The following is an 18366-nucleotide window of genomic DNA, read 5'->3' as shown; positions in this document are numbered from 1 at the left end:
CCGGTGCGCACCGGGCTCGGGGGGAAGCGCCGGTGCCGGGCTGGTGGGAGGTCGGTTCTCCTGCTGGGTGATGAGCCCCCAAGCCCGGGCCTTGCGGCGGCTGGCGGTGAAAGCCGAGGCGACTGAGCGGGGCAAGAACACCGAGCGGGACGCGAACGTCGCGCCACTAAACAACTATCGGAAGGCACGGCCTCGCGCCCCGCTTCCCGAACTTTTCCGTAGCAATAGCCAGACCGGAAACGGGGCGTGGCAGTGAACAAGCTTGGCTCCTTCTCCCCGTTTACGGGGAGAAGGTGCCGGCAGGCGGATGAGGGGCGGCTCGAACTTGCCGAATTTGGCTCTGCCCCTCACCCGGCCCTTCGGGCCACCCTCTCCCCGTAAACGGGGCGAGGGAAAACAAAAAACCGCCGGAGCTTGGCACTCCGGCGGCTTGTTTCACGTGATCAGCGCGAAAAACTTACGCGGCGAGGTCGCGCAGGACGTACTGCAGGATGCCGCCGTTTTTGTAGTAGTCGAGCTCGTCGAGCGTATCGATGCGGCACAGGATCGGAACGTCCTTCACCGAACCATCGGCGAAGGTGATCTTGGCCACCATCTTCTGGCGCGGCTTGATCGTTTCGAGACCGTCGATCGTCACCTGCTCGTCGCCCTTGAGGCCAAGTGTCTTCCAGCTCGTACCTTCTTCGAAGGTGAAGGGGATCACGCCCATGCCGACCAGGTTCGAGCGGTGGATACGCTCGAAGGACTGGGCGATGACCGCGCGCACGCCGAGCAGATTGGTGCCCTTGGCAGCCCAGTCGCGCGACGAGCCGTTGCCGTATTCGACGCCGGCGAAGATAACCAGCGGCACGCCTTCGGCGCGATACTGCATCGCCGCGTCATAGATCGGCAGCTCTTCCTTGGACGGATAGTGGAAGGTGTAGCCACCCTCGCGGCCGTTTTCGCCCAGCATGTGGTTGCGGATGCGGATGTTGGCAAAGGTGCCGCGCATCATCACCTCGTGGTTGCCACGACGCGTGCCGTACTGGTTGAAGTCGGCAACGCCAACGCCATTGTCGCCCAGATATTTGCCGGCAGGCGATGCCGCCTTGATCGAACCGGCCGGCGAGATGTGGTCGGTGGTGATCTTGTCGCCGAACAGGCCGAGCACGCGCGCGCCCTCGATCTTGCCGATCTTGGCTGGCTTTGCACCCATGCCGACGAAGTAAGGCGGGTTCTGCACATAGGTCGACTTGTCGTCCCAGGCATAGGTCTGGCCTTCCGGCGCCTGGACGTTCTGCCAGTTCTCGTCGCCCTTGAAGACGTCGGCATATTTGCGGGCAAACAGCTCGCGGGTGACGTTTTCGGCGATGAACTGGTCGATCTCGACATTGGTCGGCCAGATGTCCCTCAAGAACACCGGGTTGCCGTCGCGATCCTCACCGAGCGGCTCTGATGTCAGGTCCTTGGTGACCGAACCGGCCAGCGCATAAGCAACCACCAGCGGCGGCGAGGCGAGATAGTTCGCCTGCACGTCGGGCGACACGCGGCCTTCGAAGTTGCGATTGCCCGAAAGCACCGCCGCACCGATCAGGCCCTTGTCGTTGATGGTCTTGGAGATCGGCGCCGGCAGCGGTCCGGAATTGCCGATGCAGGTCGTGCAGCCAAAGCCAACGAGGTTGAAGCCGATCTGGTCGAGCTCCTTTTGCAGGCCGGCCTTTTCGAGATATTCGGCGACAACCTGCGAACCAGGCGCCAGCGAGGTCTTGACCCATGGCTTCTGCTTGAGGCCGATGCGGTTGGCGTTGCGGGCGAGCAGGCCAGCACCGATCAGCACGCTCGGGTTGGAGGTGTTGGTGCAGGACGTGATCGCGGCAATCACCACGTCGCCATGGCCAAGGTCGAAGTCAGCGCCTTCGACGGCGTAGCGCTTCGACTGGTCGACGGTCTTTTTGTATTCGGCTTCAAGTGCGGTCGCAAAGCCCGAGGCGATGCCTTCGAGCGGAATGCGGCCTTCGGGACGCTTGGGGCCAGCCATCGAAGGAACGACAGTCGACATGTCGAGCTCGAGCAAATCGGTGAAGACGGGATCGGCCGAGCCGGTGTCGCGCCACATCCCTTGTGCCTTGGAATATTCCTCGACGAGCGCGATGCGGTTTTCAGCGCGGCCCGACATGTTGAGGTAGCGGATGGTCTCGACATCGACCGGGAAGAAGCCGCAGGTCGCGCCATATTCGGGCGCCATGTTGCCGATGGTGGCGCGGTCGGCCAGCGTCATGTTGGACAGGCCCGGACCGAAGAACTCGACGAACTTGCCAACCACGCCCTTCTTGCGCAGCATCTGGGTGACGGTCAGCACCAGGTCGGTGGCGGTCACGCCTTCCTTCAGCTTGCCGGTCAGGCGGAAGCCGATGACCTCAGGCAACAGCATCGAGACCGGCTGGCCGAGCATCGCGGCTTCCGCCTCGATGCCGCCGACGCCCCAGCCGAGCACGCCCAGGCCGTTGACCATGGTGGTGTGCGAGTCGGTGCCAACGCAGGTGTCGGGATAGGCGGTGATTTCGCCGTCCTCGGTGTTCGTCCAGACGGTCTGGGCGAGGTATTCGAGGTTGACCTGGTGGCAGATGCCGGTGCCGGGCGGCACGACGCGGAAGTTGCGGAACGCCTGCTGGCCCCACTTCAAGAACTTGTAGCGCTCTTCGTTGCGCTCATATTCGAGCTCGACATTGCGGGCGAAGGCGAGCGGGGTGCCGAATTCGTCGACGATAACCGAGTGGTCGATGACCAGGTCGACAGGCACCAGCGGGTTGATCTTCTGCGGGTCACCGCCGAGTGCTGCCAGGCCATCACGCATCGCTGCGAGGTCAACGACCGCGGGAACGCCGGTGAAATCCTGCATCAAGACGCGGGCCGGACGGTAAGCAATCTCGACGCCGGCGGTGCCCTTGTCGGTCAGCCAGCCGGCAACCGCCTGGATGGCTTCCTTGGTGACGGTACGGCCGTCTTCGTTGCGCAACAGGTTTTCAAGCAGCACCTTCATCGAATAAGGCAGCTGCGAAATGCCGGTCAGGCCGTTCTTCTCGGCCTCGATGAGGCTGTAATAGACATAGTCGGTGCCAGCAGCGGTAAGGGTGCGGCGGCAATTAAAACTGTCGAGTGATTTGGACACGTGCGATCCATCCTTGTCTGTTCAGCCTACACGGGAACGGACTCCGATGGCATGCAATCACGCGCAAAGGTGCGGGTACGGCCATTTCCGCTGTCCGGTCCCAAGCAACCCGAGCCGTTCAAGGCGGCGCGTGCGCTGGTTCGGCGCAAATTCTCTTTCCATGCCGACCGCTGGCATGGTCGTGTGGCATATAGAGAATTTATTGGAATAGTTCTAGACCGAGATTCGCCTATTTTGCCGCAACGCAAAGTGACGGCGACAAGACTTTCGGCGATGGGGAAAAGATGCGGCTGATCGCCGAAAATCTAAGCGGAGAACGCGGCGGCGAGGCAGTTTTTGCCGGCGTGGGCTTTTCGCTCGAGGATGGTGCGGCACTTGTCATCACCGGCCCCAACGGCTCCGGCAAGTCGACGCTGCTGCGTGTTGTTGCCGGTCTGTTGCCGCATGTATCGGGGCGAATCGTTGTCGAGGGCGGCGGCGAGGAGTTTTCGACGGTTGCCGCAGCCTGCCACTATCTTGGCCACCAGAACGCGATGAAGGCTGCCCTCACCGTCACTGAGAACCTGGAATTCTGGCAGAGCTTTGCCGGCAACGGAAAGCTTGGCATCGGTGAGGCGCTGGAGGATGTCGGGCTTGGCGGCCTCGGCCACCTGCCCTTCGGCTATCTCTCGACCGGCCAGAAGCGCCGCGCCGCGATCGCCAAGCTTTTGATCAGCCACCGCCCGGTCTGGCTGCTCGACGAACCCACCGCCGGCCTCGACAAGGCCTCGGAAACCCAATTCGGCGAATTGATGAAAGCGCATTGCGCCGCCGGCGGCATCATCATCGCCGCGACCCACTTGCCTCTGGGGCTGAGTGGGGCAAAGACGCTGGAGATGGGGCGGATGCATGTTTGAAAACTCCGCGCCCCCTCGCCGCGCCCGCACGAAAAGGCGGCACCCCTCATGCTAGCCCTCTACCTTCGCGATCTGCGCATGGGCATCCGCTCCGGCGGTGGGGCGCTGACGGGCGTGCTGTTTTTCCTCGCCGTGATCGTCACCATCCCCTTCGGCGTCGGCCCCGACCTCAACCTGCTCGCCCGCATCGGGCCGGCGATTCTTTGGATCGGCGCCCTGCTCGCCAGCCTGCTCGGCCTCGACCGGCTGTTTCAGGCCGACCGCGAGGACGGTTCGCTCGACCTTCTGGTGCTCAACGCCGACCGGCACATGCTGGCGCTGACGGTGTTCGTCAAATGCCTGGCGCACTGGAGTGCGAGCGTGCTGCCACTGGTCATCGCCGCCCCGCTGCTCGGGCTGTTCATGAACATGTCGCCGCTCGGCATCGGGGCCGCGGCGCTCACGCTGCTTGTCGGCACACCCGCCATCGTCTTCATCGGCGCAGCCGGTGCTGCGGTCACCGTCGCCCTGCCCCGTGGCGGCCTGCTGATTTCGGTACTGGTGCTGCCGCTGGTCATCCCGGTGCTGATCTTCGGCGTGACGGCGGCCTATGGCGCGGTCAACGATCCCGACCCGTTCGCCCCGCCCTTCATGATCTTATGTGCGCTGACCATGTTTTTGGCCGTCATCGGCCCGCTGGCAGCGGCCGTCGCCTTGCGCTCGGGCACCGACTGATCACGATCGCTTCAACTCTGACGGTGCGGCGCGGCGTCCGATTGCCTAGCGGCACCCCCACGGCTAAGTGAAGGACATGTTCGGAAACAGCGACATGATGGATTTTTGCCAGCGGATGGGTGCCCGATGAGCGCGCATGCTCTTTATGTCGCCGCCGCCTATGGTGTCTCGGCGATCGCCATCGCCGGGTTGATCCTGTGGATCCTCGCCGACCAGCGCGCCCGCAAGCGCGAAATGGCCGAACTCGAGGCAGCCGGCTTCCGTCGTCGCTCCGACCGCAGCGGAACCGCATCATGACCATCGAGCCGCAACAATCGGCGCGTCCGCGCAAACTCGTCGTGCTGCTGCCGCTGCTGCTGTTTCTGGCACTCGCCGGCGTTTTCCTGATGCAGCTTTTGTCCGGCCGCGACCTGACGGTCGTGCCCTCGGCCCTGATCGGACACACGGCACCCAAGACCGAGTTGCCGCCGCTCGAAGGCATTTCGCTTCCTGGCCTGAACTCGGCTGAATTCATCGGCAAGGTGACGCTGGTCAATGTCTGGGCGTCGTGGTGCGCGCCTTGCCGCGAAGAACATCCTGTCATCGTCGGCCTCTCCAAGGACGAGCGCCTGACCATCGTGGGCCTGAACTACAAGGACAAGGCGGAAAATGCGCGCCGTTTCCTCGGCGATCTCGGCAATCCCTTCGACGCGGTCGGCGTCGACCCCAACGGCCGCGCGGCGATCGACTGGGGCGTCTATGGGATTCCGGAGACCTTCCTCGTCGGCAAGGACGGCAAGATCGCCTTCAAGCATGTCGGCCCGCTGACGCCCGAAGCCGTAGCGAAGACGCTGATGCCCGAGATCGAAAAAGCGGTCGCCGCTTCCCAATAAGTCGCGGCGCGGGTTAGTCTGCCCGCCATGCCCGACAGCGATCTCGCCTCCCGCATCCGCGTCCATTTCCATAATCAGGCCGATGCCTGCGATCAGCTCGGTTCGCCATTCACGGCGCGATTGTGCCGGGTGCTGGCCAACGTCCTCGACGATCAAAGCGCGGTCGGGCGCAAGGTGCTTCGCTGGCCTGGCGATCCACGCGCCGATGCGCTTGCCTTGAGGCTCTGCGGGGGCTTGCACGCACTGGTGCTGTCTGGCGCCGACGCCGAGCTGGCAAAGATCTATCCGCCTGAGACAGCCGATGATCTGGCCATCGCGTCGTCCATGCCAAGCGCCCTCGCACGCAACGAGGGCCACCTGCTTGAGGTACTCGAAAGCGCGCCGCAGACAAATGAGATCGCTCGTTCTGCCATGCTGCTGCCGGGCTTTTTGGCGATTGCCAGGCAAAGCGGCCTGCCGCTGGAACTGGCCGAGATCGGCTCAAGTGCTGGGCTCAACCTGCTCTTCGACCGGTTTCATTATCGCTACGGGGAAAAGGATTGGGGCGACGTTGCCTCGCCGGTGCAACTCGCGCCCGATGTCAGGGGACCGGTGCCGCCTCTATCGGGGGAACTGCAGGTCATTGACCAGGCCGGCTGCGATATTGCGCCGATCCGCATTTCGGATCCGGCGCAGCGGCTGAGGCTTCGAGCCTATGTCTGGGCCGACCAGACATTGCGACTTGAGCGTCTCGATGCCGCGATCGGCCTCGCCGAGCGGGCACGGCCAGCATTGGCGAAGGAAGGTGCCGCGGAATTTCTGGAGCAGCGGCTTTCGGCGCGACGGCCGGATGCAGCCTTCGTGCTGTTCCACTCGATCATGTGGCAATACATGCCAGAGGCGACGCGAGCGAAGATTTTGGAGCTTCTGGAGGCGGCTGGCGAGGCAGCGACGATGCGCTCGCCGCTCTATTGGCTCCGGATGGAGCCGCTTGCGGCGGGCGATCCCTACGCCACGCTCAGCCTGACATCATGGCCGGGCGGCACCACGAGGCCGCTCGCCCGCTGCGACTATCACGGCCGCTGGATAGAGTGGCTCGGTTAAGCCGAAGCTCAGCCGTAAACCTGCTTGTAGGCCTGGAACAGCATCTCGCTGCGGTCGGCGCGCATGTCGGCCAGGTCACGGCCAGAGAAGCTGTCGATTTCGGCGACAAGGCGCTTGTAGTGCTTGCGCTTGGAAGCGCTTTCGCGGGCACGGGTCAGAAGGCTGTCAAAAAACATGGCTTGTTCCTTTCATCATGCCGCTTTTCGCGGCGCGATATGACCTCCCTGATCAATCTGAAGATGACATAGGAATTGCCGCGCCGCAAAATAAGATGCTGCAATGCAGCAATGCGTAACGCGCATAACGGGTTAACGAGACTTAACGCCCCTGCGGGGCCGGCCCTATTCAGGCTACCACATGGTCTTACGGTAGGACTCGTCGAGCGAGCGATCGAGCGCCTCGGCATTTTCGGCCAGCGCCAGCTGGTCGCGCAGCATCTGCCCCAATGTCGGCAGGCTGGCCCGGTCGGGCCAGGTCCCAGGCGCCCAAAGCTCGGAGCGCATGAACGCCTTGGCGCAGTGCATGTAGACCGCCTTGATGGCAACCACCATGACGGTGACCGGAGGCTTGCCCTCGGCGGCGAGCTGTTCGCGCAAGGCGAGATCGGCGGTGAGGCGCGCCTCGCCATTGATACGCAGCGTCTCGTTCATGCCGGGAATGAGAAACAGCAGGCCGACCGCCGGATTGACGATGACGTTTTCGAGCGTATCGAGCCGGTTGTTGCCCGGCCGGTCGGGAATGGCGATGGTGTCATCGTCCAGCACGGCAACGAAACCCGGCCTGTCGCCCTTGGGCGTGACATCGGCATTGCCCTTGTCGTCGGACGAGCCGACCAGCACGAAAGGGCTGCGCGCCAGGAAACTTTTGGCGTGATGATCGAGGCGGCGGAGTTCCTTCTTCACCGCGCCGTCGCCGGGCGCCCGGTAATGCTGGCGCAGGGACTCGCGGTCGGCGATGAACTCCATGATTCCCCCTATTTCGACGAATGATCGTCCAGCGAATGGCGCATGATCAGTGGCATCTGGCTAAAAGTGAACAAAAGCGTGATCGGCATGATGCCCCACACTTTGAACGTGACCCAGGCGTCTGTCGAAAACGAGCGCCACACCACTTCGTTGACCACGGCCAAAAACAGGAAGAACAGGCCCCAGCGAAAGGTCAGCTTGCGCCAGCCCTCGGCATCGAGCCGGAAGGCGGAGGCGAAGACGTAGCCGAGCAGCGACTTGCCGAAGAGCAGGCCGCCGAGCAGGATCACGCCGAACAGCGTATTGACGATGGTCGGCTTCATCTTGATGAAAATATCGTCCTGAAGGTAGAGCGTCAGCGCGCCGAAGACGAAGACGACGACGCCCGACACCAGCGGCATGATCGGCAGCGAACGGGTGAGCAGCCACGACGCGATCAGCGCAATCGCGGTTGCCGCCATGAACAGGCCGGTGGCGATGAAGATCGGCCCGCCCATCTCGGCCAAGGTCGGGAAATGCGACGCCAGCCATTCGCCGCGCGCATTGGCGAAGAAGAAAACGACAAGCGGCCCGAGCTCCAGCACCAGCTTGAGGATCGGGCTGACCTCTTCTTTCTTGGTCGTCGGGTCCGAAGGATCACGTTCGAGGATCGGTGCGTTCATAGGTCAGGCGACTCCCGCGATCGCCTTGGCGAAATCGCTTGCCGAAAAGGGTTCGAGATCGTCGACCTGTTCGCCGACGCCGATGAAATAGACCGGCAGTTTATGTTTGGCGGCGATTGCGACCAAAATACCGCCGCGCGCCGTGCCGTCTAGTTTTGTCATCACCAGGCCGTTCACACCTGCGATATTGCGGAAGATCTCAACCTGGTTGAGCGCGTTCTGGCCGGTGGTGGCATCGACAGTCTGCAGCACCGTATGCGGCGCTTCGGGGTCGAGCTTGCCCAGCACGCGCACGATCTTTTCGAGCTCGGCCATCAGCTCGGTCTTGTTTTGCAGCCGGCCAGCGGTGTCGATGATCAGAACATCCGAGCCGGCTTCCTTGGCCTTCTCGAACGCGTCATAGGCAAGGCCTGCGGCGTCCGCCCCGAGCTTCGAGGCGATGACCGGCGACTTGGTGCGTTCGCCCCAGATCTTGAGCTGTTCGATGGCCGCGGCGCGGAACGTGTCGCCGGCGGCCAGCATCACCGATAGCCCGCCCTCGGTCAGTTTTGCCGCGAGCTTGCCTATGGTGGTGGTCTTACCGGTGCCATTGACGCCGACGACCAGGATGACGTGTGGCTTGTGCGACAGGTCGAGCTCCAGTGGCAGCGCCACATGCGTCAGGACCTTTTCGATCTCGACGGCCATGATCGAGCGGACCTCATGGTCGGACACGTCCTTGCCATAACGGCTGGAAGCCAGCGCGTCGGTGACACGAAGGGCCGTCTCGACGCCGAGATCGGCGCGGATGAGCACGTCTTCGAGGTCCTGCAGCGTGTCTTCGTCAAGCTTACGCTTGGTGAAGATGCCGGCGATGTTGCCCGACAGCTCCTTGGACGAGCGCGACAGGCCCTGACGCAGGCGCTGGAACCAGCTGACCCTCGGCGCGGGCGCGACAGTCTCAACGATTTCGGCCTTCTGCTCGACCTTCTTGCTGACCGTGACCTTGCCGGCTGCGGGTTTTGGGGCGGGCGACACAGCCGGTTGTTCGGCGACGGGTGACGGCCGGACGTCCTCTTCTCCCTTGAGAGGGAGATGGTCCGATGGACCAGAGGAGGTTGTTTCCGCAGTGCTCGGCGCTGGTCGGGCAGCCTCAACCTGAACCGGCGTTTCGACGATCTCAGGGACGACGGCCGGCGATGGCTCTACCAACACAGCCGGTGCGATTTCAGCCTCCGCCTCCCGCATCGTCGGCGGCGTTTCGGACGGCTCCGGCTGGTAGGGAATTTCTTCAGGCTGATCCGGTTCGGCTGGCTCGGCCGGCGGAACAGGGATTTCTACCGGAAGCGGCTCGGGCTCGACCGGGGTCGGTTCGGGGACCGGCTGCTCGGCAGGCTTCTCAGGTGCAGGCGAAGGCACTTCAGGCGCAGGCTCGTCCGGCGGGGTCGCCTCAGGCACCGAAGGGGCTACGGGCGCGGGCTCGATTTCAGGCTGCGCTTCTGCGACCTGCTCGACCACTTCTTCGGTCGGCTTCAGCGCTTGGAGCGCGTCGAAATTCAGCGGCGGCAGGACCTCGTCCTCGGCCGGCTGCTCTGGAGCTTCCTTCTTGCCGAAGGAAAAGACTTTCTTGATGAACCCGAATGCCATGCGGTCGCTTTCGTCAGGCCGCGCGTGCGGCGGCCGGTGCCGCTGTGAGCCGCTCGCCGTCATGTCCGGCGATGTCGACCTCTATGATTTCGCCCGGCGCACCCTGATCGAGCGCAACAAGCGTGAAGCCTTCCGTGCGGCCAAGCCCTTCGCGCTCGACAAGCACCTGTTGGCGCGAGCCCGTCAGGCTTTCGAGATGGCGCTGGTAGGCCGCCTCGCCGGCGGCGCGTAAGCGTGCCGCGCGCTTCTTGACGATCTCGCGTCGGACCTGCGGCATGCGCGCTGCGGGCGTGCCTTCGCGCGGCGAGAACGGGAAGACGTGGAGATGGGTCAGCCCGCATTCTTCGACGATCCGGATCGAGTTTTCGAACATCTCGTCTGTTTCGGTGGGGAAACCGGCGATGATGTCGGCGCCGAAGACGATATCGGGGCGCAGCTTGCGCACATCCTGGCAGAACTGGATCGACTGGTCGCGCAGATGGCGGCGCTTCATGCGCTTCAAGATCATGTCGTCACCCGACTGCAGCGACAGATGCAGATGCGGCATCAGCCGGTTTTCGGTGGCGATGGCTTCGAGCAAATCTTCGTCGGCCTCGATCGAATCGATGGAGGAAAGGCGCAGCCGGCGCACGTCGGGCACCTGGCGCAGGATCGTCTTGACCAGTTTGCCGAGGCGCGGCGCCCCCGGCAGGTCGCCACCGTAGCTGGTCATGTCGACGCCCGACAGCACCACTTCGGCGTAACCATTGCCGGCGAGCCGCTTGATCTGCTCGACAACAGCCCCCATCGGCACCGAGCGCGAATTGCCCCGGCCATAAGGGATGATGCAGAAGGTGCAACGATGGTCGCAGCCATTCTGGACCTGCACGAAGGCACGCGCCCGACCCTCGATGGCGTCGACCATATGGCCCGCCGTTTCGCGCACGGAAAAAATGTCGTTGACGCGGGCCTTTTCAGAATCGTTGACGCCGAAATCGGGCAGCGCCCGGTAATTGTGCGACTTGAGCTTTTCCTCATTGCCGAGCACGAGGTCGACTTCCGCCATATCGGCAAAGGCGGCCGGATCGGTCTGCGCGGCACAGCCGGTGACGATGATGCGCGCGTCTGGATTTTCGCGGCGTGCCTTGCGGATCGACTGCTTGGCCTGGCGCACGGCTTCGCTGGTGACCGCGCAGGTGTTGAAGATCACCGCGCCGCCCTTGAGCTCTTCCAGCCCGGCGGCCTTGGCCTCGCGCTTCATCACCTCGGATTCATAGGTGTTGAGGCGGCAGCCGAAAGTAACGACGTCGACTGCCATCAGGCGACGTCCTGCTGGTCACGGATCCAAGCGCCGGTGGCCGGATCGAAGCTGCCGGAGAATTCCCACTCGGCCGGGCCGGTCATGACGACATGATCGTCGGCGCGCCAGTCGATCTTGAGTGTGCCGCCACTCGGCACGGTGACGGTGACGGTGCGGCCGGTGCGGCCGGTGCGCGCGGCGCTGACGGCAGCAGCACAGGTGGCCGATCCGCAGGCCAGCGTGAGCCCGGCACCGCGCTCCCAGGTGCGCAGGTTCAGCGTCTCGCGCGAGGTCACCTGAGCAATCGAGATATTGGCGCGCTCGGGAAAAACAGGGTGGTTTTCGAGCAGCGGACCGAAACGCTCGAGGTCGTAGGACCACACATCCTTGTCGACCCAGAAGATGGCGTGCGGATTGCCCATCGAGGCGACCGAGGGCGAATGCAGCACCGGCGCGTCGATCGGCCCAATCTGCAGCTCGATGGCGCGCGTGTCGCGGAATTCCTCGGCGAGCGGAATGTCCTGCCAGCCAAAGCGCGGCACGCCCATGTCTACCGAGATCGAACCGTCGTCATGCTCCTCGGCATTGAGAATGCCGGCGATGGTCTCGAAGGTGAACAGCTTCTGCCCGGTCTCGGCGGCCAGCGCCTGGACGACGCAGCGCATGCCGTTGCCGCAGGCCTGCGCCTTGGAGCCGTCGGAATTGATGATCTCGATATAATTGGCGGTGCCAGGCGTGCACGGGTCGTGGATCGCCATGATCTGGTCGAACCTGGTCGCCGCATCGGCGTTCAGCGCCACGGCTGCGGCAGGCGCAACGCGGTCCGCGCGACCGCGCATGTCGGCAACGATGATCTCGTTGCCGAGCCCGTTCATCTTGGCGAATGGGGCCATATTGGCCATGGTGGAAATTTCTCGCGGCTGTTTGGCGCCTATATGGCGGAAACATCGCCGAATTACCAGTCTTGGCGGGCCGGGCCAAGACTTGCGACAATTTTGCAACAAATTCCAATGCAAACCCTATTTTAACCATATGCGGTTGAAATTGTGCCAACTTCGCCGCTTTACAGGCGAACTGTCGATCGCGCGGGGGCGCCCCCAGAACTGCCCCACGGAGGGAATGCAATGGCTTTTTCGAAAACCGGCCTGCTGGCCGCATCGCTGGTGGCGCTTTTGGCGGCTGCCGGCTGTAACAGCACGCGCCTTTCCTCGATGGACACCCAGCCGGCCCCGCTGCCCGCAGCACCCGCCGGCACCGTGACCAGCGGTCAGTTGCCACCGCCCTCAGCACCTGGTGCGGCAGGCGCATCGCAATTCCCGGCAGCACCGCAGCAGCAGACCCAGGTCGCGGCCCTGCCCGCCGACGGCGGTGCGGCTGCCGCCAACGCACCCGACCTGACCGCAACAAGTGTTGCCGGCGTGTGGAGCGCCTCGGTTTCCGGCCAGAGCTGCAAGGTGGCAACGCCGCAGACCAAGTTCGGCCAGGGTTTCCGCGCTGGCCCGCTGCGCTGCCCGGCACCAATCGACGGCGTCAAGTCGTGGAACGTCGCCGGCAAGCAGCTGACCCTTTACGATGAAGGCGGCGCGTCGCTGGCGAGGCTGTATTCGTCGGGTGAAGGCCGCTTCGACGGCCAGACCTCGAACGGCCTGCCGATCTCGCTCCACCGCTAGTGCGGACTTACGAATTCGTGCCTGAGTGACCCATGCACCTGCGTGACGGCCTACAGACCCATGCGACCGTCAGGCAGCGCTATGACCATCTCGTCGAAATGGGCAGCGTCCGCCGCGATCCCGCGCAACTGACGATCGTTGCCGCACTCGACCGGCTGATCGACGAGATTTCCGACAAAAGGCTGGCGCGCAAGTCGAGCGCGCTGGGTTGGCTGTTTGCCAAGCGCAAGCCGCGCCACGAGCCGGTGAAGGGGCTCTACGTCCATGGCGGCGTCGGCCGCGGCAAGACCATGCTGATGGACATGTTCTTCGAGCTCGTGCCGGTCAAGCACAAGCGCCGCGTCCATTTCAACGACTTCATGGCCGATGTGCACGACCGCATCCAAAAGCAGCGCGCGGCACGCAAGAACGGCACCTCGCGCGACGACGATCCGATCCCACCGGTGGCCGCGGCCCTTGCCGAAGAAGCCTGGGTCTTGTGCTTCGACGAATTCTCGGTCACCGACATCGCCGATGCGATGATCCTGTCCAGGCTGTTTTCGGCGCTGTTTGGCCTCGGCGTCGTGCTTGTCGCCACCTCCAACGTCGCGCCCCGCGATCTTTATCGCGACGGACTCAACCGCCAGCTGTTCTTGCCATTCATCGGCATGCTCGAGCAGAACACCGTTGTTCTCAATCTCGATGCCGACACCGACTACCGGCTGGAAAAGCTCGACCGCGTGCCGGTCTACCTGACCCCGCTGGGCGAGACGGCCGACCAGGCGATGGACAAGGCCTGGGCGAAGGTGACCCACGGCGTTGCCGCCGAGCCGGCCATTGTCGCAGTCAAGGGCCGCAAGGTGCATGTGCCGGCGGCGGTCGACGGATGCGCACGCTTTTCCTTCGCCGACCTGTGTGAAAAACCGCTCGCGGCGCGCGACTATCTGGCGATCACGGCGAAATATCCGACTGTTTTCGTCGATCACGTGCCCGTCATGGCGGAAGCCAACCGCAACGAAGCCAAGCGTTTCATCCTACTGATCGACACGCTTTATGACCAGCATGCGCGGCTGGTGCTGAGTGCGGCGGCGACGCCCGACAAGCTTTATGCCGGCAAGCGCGGCCACGAAGCCTTCGAGTTCGACCGGACCTCGTCGCGCCTGATCGAGATGCAGGGAGCCGAATGGCTCGACGCCTGGGCCGAGAAGCATTCGAAACCAGCAACGTCCCTGGCCGGATAAGACCGCCCGTCGTCAGGCGCGCACGGTTTGCATGCCCGTCCGATCGGCCGACCCAGGGTTCCCATAACGCGTGGTCGCGGCCAGCAGCACGGCGAGCATCAGCCCGTTGAGCATATGCCACATGAAATGCGTGCCGATCGGCATGGCGTCGCAGACCAGCGGGTCGATGACGCGGCAGGTGACAGAAGCGACAAAGATCGCGGCGGCAGCGATGTTGTACCAGCCGGCGCGGTTGCCTTTGGCAATCACCACGCAGCCAAAGAAGATCAGCGCCAGAAACGGCGGCAGGTATCCGGTGGTGCCATTGGAGGCGGCGCGCAGCCAGTCCGGTACCATGAAGGTGACAAAGCCGACCGCTATGTAGAAACCAAAGAAGATGCCAAGCGCTTTCGGCCACGCCATGCCGGCGAAGCGGCGCAGGTTGAACAAAGTATAGGCAAGCGTGAAACCGGCGATGGGCAAGATGTCGGCCCATTTGGTGGCTTCGGTGGCGAAGGTGTGAAACAGCGTCGAGCCGACGCCGATCGCCACCACCCACCAGCCCAGCACTTCGGCGAAGGCACCAGCCTTGAGTCGCCGCGCTTCGTAGACACCCCACAGGCCGGCTGCGAAAAAGGCGAGATTGCTCAAGGCGTTGAGCGGTTCGGCCCAGAGCCCGATATCGCTACGCTCGCAATAGAGGTCGAGATGTTGGCTGAGCTGTTCCAGCATTGAAATCCCCCTCGCCGGTTTCCGAATTCTAACCCGAACGGGGTATTTTCGATAAGAAATTCCACAGCCCGAAGCTGACGCTGCGGAAATGCAATCTAGCTAAAATTTCACCGCAACGTGACTTCCCGTTGAATGGCGCATCTGCCACATATTTCGGCAACCAAAAGAAAAAGCCGGTGACGCCGGTCGAGGAACTGGATTGGTCATGGAGTTTCGCAGATCTTTTCGGCTGGCAGCGGTGGCGCTGGCCGTTGCCGGGTTTACCGGCACAACGCATGCCGAACCCACGACACGTCCTCTCGGCGTTATCGAGCTCTTCACCAGCCAGGGCTGCAACTCCTGTCCGCCGGCTGATGAGCTGTTTGCGAAATTCGCCGCCCAGGACGACATCGTGGCGCTTGCCTATCACGTCACCTATTGGGACTATCTCGGCTGGCAGGACAAGCTGGCGAGCACTGACAACACCGAGCGCCAATACGCCTATATGCGCGCCTTCGGCTCACGCTCGGTCTACACGCCCCAGGCCGTCATCAACGGCCGCACCCATGTCAACGGGGCCAAGCGCGAGGAAGTGACTGGCGCGCTCGACAACCTTGCCAAGACCGGACAGGGCATGAATGTCGACGTCAAGGTCACCGAAAGTGGCGACACCTACACCATCGACGTCGGCGAGGCCAAAGGGGCAAACAATGCCGCCCATGTCGTGGTCGTGCACTACCAGCCGCCGCAGGTCGTCGACCTCCAGAAAGGCGAAAACAAGGGCCGCAGCGTCACGTACTGGAATGCCGTCACAGACCTGCACACAGCCGGCATGTGGCACGGCAAGGCACAGCGTTTCGAACTGCCCAAGAGCGAAGTGGAAAAGAAAGGCGGCTGCGCGGTGTTGCTGCAGGCGGTCGGCAAGGATGGGCTGCCTGGCCCGATCCTCGGCGCAGCGGTCGTTCGCAAGCCGGTCACAGCACTTTGACGCAAAAAAGCCGACGCCAGCTTGCTACCAGACGTCGGCTTCAGATTTTGGGATCGTCGCACCTGGCCCTCAAGGAGGGCGAGGTTGGTTCGATCCGACTCAGGCCCGTGGGCGGGGGGCTTGGGGTTTACGAGCCGGTGCCGGACCGAACCGTCTCAGGCAACACGGGTAAAATCGTTGGACATTGGGGCGCCAGCGCGGATAAAAAACGGCAGGAATGTGGCGAGTCATCACCAATTCCAACAGCCTGTCTTGCAGACGTTACCTTTACTGTAACCCTCCGTGACCCAGTCCAGGCAGGCTTGATTCCCTGCCCTGGCTTGCAATTCGGGCGCGAATGCGCGATTCTAACAACGTCGCACGTCCTCTTGGACGCGCAACGGACGCTGTAGCAGTTTGAGTCTGTATCAGCTTGAGTTTGGGCATGATCCTTTCCGAAAGATCGTTTCCGATTTTCGGGCGGCATGCACGCGTCGAGGTCGTATTCTGCAAGGGAACGATTGATGACTGATCGCGGTGCTGGGGCGGAGGATGGCGAGACATCCGCGGTTTTGATCCCACTCCATGAGGCCCGTAGGGAGCGCCAAGACCTCCCAGTGGCATTCGAGAGACGTGAACTCGATCAGATTCTCAGGCTCTACGGACGCATGGTCGCCGCCAATGAGTGGCGCGACTACGCCATCGACCATCTCAGCGACCGCGCCGTCTTCTCGGTTTTCCGCCGCACCAGCGAAACCCCGCTGTTCCAGATCGTCAAGGACCCGAAATTCGCCCGCAAGCAAGGCGCCTTTTCGGTAGTTGCCGCCGGCGGGCTGATCCTCAAGCGCGGCCATGAGCTGGCCCGCGTGCTCGGCGTCTTCGACAAACGGTTGAAGCTCGTCGAGGCGTAAGCCCAGCAGCGTGGGGCCATGGCGGCAATATCCTTGCGGCCAGAAACTGAATCCGCTCGTCATCGCCGCCCCGATGCTATCAATTCCGCTTCCAAAGCAGAATTGGGAGAATGAGCATCACCACCAAGTCACAGCCCACCGTCACTATCCGTCCAGCCACGTCAAACGATGTGCCGTTGCTCATGAAGGCGATCGTCGACCTTGCCGAACATATCGGCCAGGCGGACCTGATCTGCACCGAGGAAAACCTCAAGCATTTCGGCTTCGGCGAAAAGCCGGCCTTCGAGGCGGTTATTGCCGAGGCGGACGGCGCATTTGCCGGCATGTGCCTGTTTTTCCCGATCTTTTCGAGCTGGTACGGTCGCCCGGGCGTGTTTGTCCAGGATCTGTTCGTCGACGAGGATTTCCGCAATCTTGGCATTGGCGAGCAGCTTTTGCGGCATGTCGCCAAAGTTTCCCGCAGCAAGGGCAGCGTCTACATGCGGCTTTCGGTCGACGAGGCAAACCCGCGCGCGCAAGACTTCTATGAAAGGCTGGGTTTTGAATGGACGAGCGATCAACGCTCTTACATCGCCGAGGAACGGACTTTCACAGCGCTGAGCGAAGCTAGCGGGGAGCCAAAATGAAGACTTTCTACGCCGAAGAGCAGAAGCGCCACGATCCCAAGGCTTTCCTGTCGATGGGCGCGCAAAAACCCAATCCGGAGCAGCCCGAGCGCGTCGAGCGCCTGCTTTCGGGCGCGCGCCGCGCGGGCACCTCGATCCATCGCCCGAAGAATTACGGCCTTGGCCCTATCGCGGCGGTCCATACGCCCGAATACATCGATTTCCTGACCCATATCTTCGAACGCTGGCAGCGCATGGAAGGCGCCTCAGCCGAAGTGATCCCCAACATCCACCCACTCGCCCGCAACGGCACCTATCCGGCCGGGGCTGCCGGCCAGGCCGGATACCACATGGCCGACACCGCCTGCCCGATCTCGGCCGAAACCTTTGACAGCGCCTGCTGGAGTGCGTGGAGTGCGGTTGCCGCGACCGAGGCCGTGCTTTCGGGCGAACCGGCGGCCTATGCGTTGTGCCGTCCGCCCGGCCATCACGCCTTTGCCGATGTCGCCGGCGGCTTTTGCTTCTTCAACAATGCGGCCATCGCCGCACAGCGGCTGCGCGGCACAGTGGCACGCGTGGCCATCCTCGACGTCGACCTGCATCACGGCAACGGCACGCAAGGCATCTTCTACAACCGGCCCGACGTTTTGACCGTGTCGCTGCATGCCGACCCGAGCCGCTTCTACCCGTTCTTCTGGGGCCATGCCGACGAGCGCGGCGAAGGTGGAGGCCTCGGCTACAACTACAATTTGCCTTTGCCGCGCAAATCGGGCGACGCCGAGTTCCTCGAAGCACTCGCGCACGCCAACCGCCGCATCCAGGCCTTCGCACCTGACGCATTGGTCGTGGCACTCGGGCTCGATGCCTTTGAAGGCGACCCGTTCGGCGGGCTGTCGGTGACGACGCCTGGCTTTTCGCGCATCGCCGAAGCAATCGCCAAGCTGGCCCTTCCCACGGTCATCGTCCAGGAAGGCGGCTATCTCTGCGACGCGCTTGGCGACAATTTGACAGCCTTCCTCACCGGTTTTGCCGGCGCATAGGCCCCGAAAATCGGAATC

Annotated in this window: 19 protein-coding genes; 11 read left to right on the top strand and 8 right to left on the bottom strand. The window is 63.2% G+C overall.

What is annotated here, in order from left to right; translation table 11 throughout:
* Positions 1–457: 457 nt before the first annotated feature.
* On the bottom strand, positions 458–3148 hold the full coding sequence (gene acnA, locus AC1DLV_RS25505) for an aconitate hydratase AcnA (protein ID WP_476802835.1): 2691 nt from the start codon (positions 3146–3148) through the stop codon (positions 458–460).
* Positions 3149–3432: 284 nt separating this feature from the next.
* On the opposite strand from acnA, the gene ccmA reads away from it, so the two are divergent.
* The 5 genes from ccmA (at position 3433) to AC1DLV_RS25480 (ending at position 6713) form a co-directional block, all read left to right on the top strand.
* Positions 3433–4044: a heme ABC exporter ATP-binding protein CcmA gene (ccmA, locus tag AC1DLV_RS25500; RefSeq protein WP_476802834.1), complete on the top strand. Its 612-nt coding sequence runs from the start codon at positions 3433–3435 to the stop codon at positions 4042–4044.
* A 48-nt stretch (positions 4045–4092) separates the two neighbouring features.
* Positions 4093–4758 carry a heme exporter protein CcmB gene (ccmB, locus tag AC1DLV_RS25495; protein ID WP_476802833.1) on the top strand — a complete coding sequence of 222 codons (666 nt, stop codon included), beginning with the start codon at positions 4093–4095 and terminating at the stop codon, positions 4756–4758.
* A 126-nt stretch (positions 4759–4884) separates the two neighbouring features.
* Complete coding sequence (gene ccmD / locus AC1DLV_RS25490; protein ID WP_476802832.1) at positions 4885–5055, top strand: heme exporter protein CcmD; 171 nt, start codon at positions 4885–4887, stop codon at positions 5053–5055.
* On the top strand, positions 5052–5630 hold the full coding sequence (locus tag AC1DLV_RS25485; RefSeq protein WP_476802831.1) for a DsbE family thiol:disulfide interchange protein: 579 nt from the start codon (positions 5052–5054) through the stop codon (positions 5628–5630). The genes ccmD and AC1DLV_RS25485 overlap by 4 nt, the downstream gene beginning before the upstream one ends.
* Positions 5631–5657: 27 nt before the next feature.
* Positions 5658–6713, top strand: a complete 1056-nt coding sequence (locus AC1DLV_RS25480) for a DUF2332 domain-containing protein (protein ID WP_476802830.1) — start codon at positions 5658–5660, stop codon at positions 6711–6713.
* An 8-nt stretch (positions 6714–6721) separates the two neighbouring features.
* Here AC1DLV_RS25480 and AC1DLV_RS25475 read toward each other — a convergent pair whose 3' ends face one another.
* The 6 genes from AC1DLV_RS25475 to dapF all read right to left on the bottom strand — a co-directional run bounded on the left by AC1DLV_RS25475 (position 6722) and on the right by dapF (position 12147).
* Complete coding sequence (locus tag AC1DLV_RS25475; RefSeq protein WP_476802829.1) at positions 6722–6889, bottom strand: hypothetical protein; 168 nt, start codon at positions 6887–6889, stop codon at positions 6722–6724.
* A gap of 174 nt (positions 6890–7063) precedes the next feature.
* Positions 7064–7678: a pyridoxamine 5'-phosphate oxidase family protein gene (locus tag AC1DLV_RS25470; RefSeq protein WP_476802828.1), complete on the bottom strand. Its 615-nt coding sequence runs from the start codon at positions 7676–7678 to the stop codon at positions 7064–7066.
* Between the two features lie 8 nt (positions 7679–7686).
* Complete coding sequence (locus AC1DLV_RS25465) at positions 7687–8340, bottom strand: septation protein A (RefSeq protein ID WP_476802827.1); 654 nt, start codon at positions 8338–8340, stop codon at positions 7687–7689.
* Between the two features lie 3 nt (positions 8341–8343).
* The gene (ftsY, locus tag AC1DLV_RS25460) at positions 8344–9966 is read right to left on the bottom strand and encodes a signal recognition particle-docking protein FtsY (RefSeq protein WP_476802826.1); all 1623 of its coding nucleotides are present in this window, start codon (positions 9964–9966) and stop codon (positions 8344–8346) included.
* A gap of 13 nt (positions 9967–9979) precedes the next feature.
* Positions 9980–11263, bottom strand: a complete 1284-nt coding sequence (gene mtaB / locus AC1DLV_RS25455; protein WP_476802825.1) for a tRNA (N(6)-L-threonylcarbamoyladenosine(37)-C(2))-methylthiotransferase MtaB — start codon at positions 11261–11263, stop codon at positions 9980–9982.
* Positions 11263–12147, bottom strand: a complete 885-nt coding sequence (gene dapF, locus AC1DLV_RS25450) for a diaminopimelate epimerase (protein WP_476836279.1) — start codon at positions 12145–12147, stop codon at positions 11263–11265. The genes mtaB and dapF overlap by 1 nt, the downstream gene beginning before the upstream one ends.
* A gap of 222 nt (positions 12148–12369) precedes the next feature.
* On the opposite strand from dapF, the gene AC1DLV_RS25445 reads away from it, so the two are divergent.
* Together AC1DLV_RS25445 and zapE are read left to right on the top strand one after the other, a co-directional pair.
* Entirely contained in the window at positions 12370–12915 is a 546-nt protein-coding gene (locus AC1DLV_RS25445; protein ID WP_476781750.1) for a protease inhibitor Inh/omp19 family protein, read from the top strand.
* A 32-nt stretch (positions 12916–12947) separates the two neighbouring features.
* The gene (gene zapE / locus AC1DLV_RS25440) at positions 12948–14135 is read left to right on the top strand and encodes a cell division protein ZapE (protein ID WP_476802823.1); all 1188 of its coding nucleotides are present in this window, start codon (positions 12948–12950) and stop codon (positions 14133–14135) included.
* A gap of 12 nt (positions 14136–14147) precedes the next feature.
* Here zapE and AC1DLV_RS25435 read toward each other — a convergent pair whose 3' ends face one another.
* On the bottom strand, positions 14148–14846 hold the full coding sequence (locus AC1DLV_RS25435) for a ceramidase domain-containing protein (protein WP_476802822.1): 699 nt from the start codon (positions 14844–14846) through the stop codon (positions 14148–14150).
* A gap of 205 nt (positions 14847–15051) precedes the next feature.
* Here AC1DLV_RS25435 and AC1DLV_RS25430 point away from each other — a divergent pair, with 205 nt between their 5' ends.
* The 4 genes from AC1DLV_RS25430 (at position 15052) to AC1DLV_RS25415 (ending at position 18348) form a co-directional block, all read left to right on the top strand.
* Entirely contained in the window at positions 15052–15813 is a 762-nt protein-coding gene (locus AC1DLV_RS25430) for a DUF1223 domain-containing protein (RefSeq protein WP_476802821.1), read from the top strand.
* A 503-nt stretch (positions 15814–16316) separates the two neighbouring features.
* A complete protein-coding gene (locus AC1DLV_RS25425; RefSeq protein ID WP_476802820.1) occupies positions 16317–16703 on the top strand; it encodes a DUF2794 domain-containing protein in 387 nt (128 codons plus the stop codon).
* Positions 16704–16813: 110 nt separating this feature from the next.
* Positions 16814–17329, top strand: a complete 516-nt coding sequence (locus tag AC1DLV_RS25420) for an N-acetyltransferase family protein (protein WP_476802819.1) — start codon at positions 16814–16816, stop codon at positions 17327–17329.
* Positions 17326–18348, top strand: coding sequence for a histone deacetylase family protein (locus AC1DLV_RS25415; RefSeq protein ID WP_476802818.1), 1023 nt, complete (start codon positions 17326–17328; stop codon positions 18346–18348). The genes AC1DLV_RS25420 and AC1DLV_RS25415 overlap by 4 nt, the downstream gene beginning before the upstream one ends.
* Positions 18349–18366 lie beyond the last annotated feature (18 nt).

The sequence above is a fragment of the Aminobacter sp. 01T433 genome (assembly GCF_056398585.1).
This window is presented reverse-complemented; position numbering and strand designations above follow the sequence as displayed.

Coding starts and splice junctions, on each gene's coding strand:
- ccmD (WP_476802832.1), top strand. CDS start 4,885: ATGAGCGCGCATGCTCTTTATGTCGCCGCCGCCTATGGTGTCTCGGCG.
- AC1DLV_RS25425 (WP_476802820.1), top strand. CDS start 16,317: ATGACTGATCGCGGTGCTGGGGCGGAGGATGGCGAGACATCCGCGGTT.
- AC1DLV_RS25435 (WP_476802822.1), bottom strand. CDS start 14,846: ATGCTGGAACAGCTCAGCCAACATCTCGACCTCTATTGCGAGCGTAGC.
- AC1DLV_RS25430 (WP_476802821.1), top strand. CDS start 15,052: ATGGAGTTTCGCAGATCTTTTCGGCTGGCAGCGGTGGCGCTGGCCGTT.
- dapF (WP_476836279.1), bottom strand. CDS start 12,147: ATGGCCAATATGGCCCCATTCGCCAAGATGAACGGGCTCGGCAACGAG.
- AC1DLV_RS25415 (WP_476802818.1), top strand. CDS start 17,326: ATGAAGACTTTCTACGCCGAAGAGCAGAAGCGCCACGATCCCAAGGCT.
- AC1DLV_RS25445 (WP_476781750.1), top strand. CDS start 12,370: ATGGCTTTTTCGAAAACCGGCCTGCTGGCCGCATCGCTGGTGGCGCTT.
- mtaB (WP_476802825.1), bottom strand. CDS start 11,263: ATGGCAGTCGACGTCGTTACTTTCGGCTGCCGCCTCAACACCTATGAA.
- AC1DLV_RS25475 (WP_476802829.1), bottom strand. CDS start 6,889: ATGTTTTTTGACAGCCTTCTGACCCGTGCCCGCGAAAGCGCTTCCAAG.
- AC1DLV_RS25420 (WP_476802819.1), top strand. CDS start 16,814: ATGAGCATCACCACCAAGTCACAGCCCACCGTCACTATCCGTCCAGCC.
- AC1DLV_RS25480 (WP_476802830.1), top strand. CDS start 5,658: ATGCCCGACAGCGATCTCGCCTCCCGCATCCGCGTCCATTTCCATAAT.
- ftsY (WP_476802826.1), bottom strand. CDS start 9,966: ATGGCATTCGGGTTCATCAAGAAAGTCTTTTCCTTCGGCAAGAAGGAA.
- zapE (WP_476802823.1), top strand. CDS start 12,948: ATGCACCTGCGTGACGGCCTACAGACCCATGCGACCGTCAGGCAGCGC.
- ccmB (WP_476802833.1), top strand. CDS start 4,093: ATGCTAGCCCTCTACCTTCGCGATCTGCGCATGGGCATCCGCTCCGGC.
- ccmA (WP_476802834.1), top strand. CDS start 3,433: ATGCGGCTGATCGCCGAAAATCTAAGCGGAGAACGCGGCGGCGAGGCA.
- AC1DLV_RS25465 (WP_476802827.1), bottom strand. CDS start 8,340: ATGAACGCACCGATCCTCGAACGTGATCCTTCGGACCCGACGACCAAG.
- AC1DLV_RS25485 (WP_476802831.1), top strand. CDS start 5,052: ATGACCATCGAGCCGCAACAATCGGCGCGTCCGCGCAAACTCGTCGTG.
- AC1DLV_RS25470 (WP_476802828.1), bottom strand. CDS start 7,678: ATGGAGTTCATCGCCGACCGCGAGTCCCTGCGCCAGCATTACCGGGCG.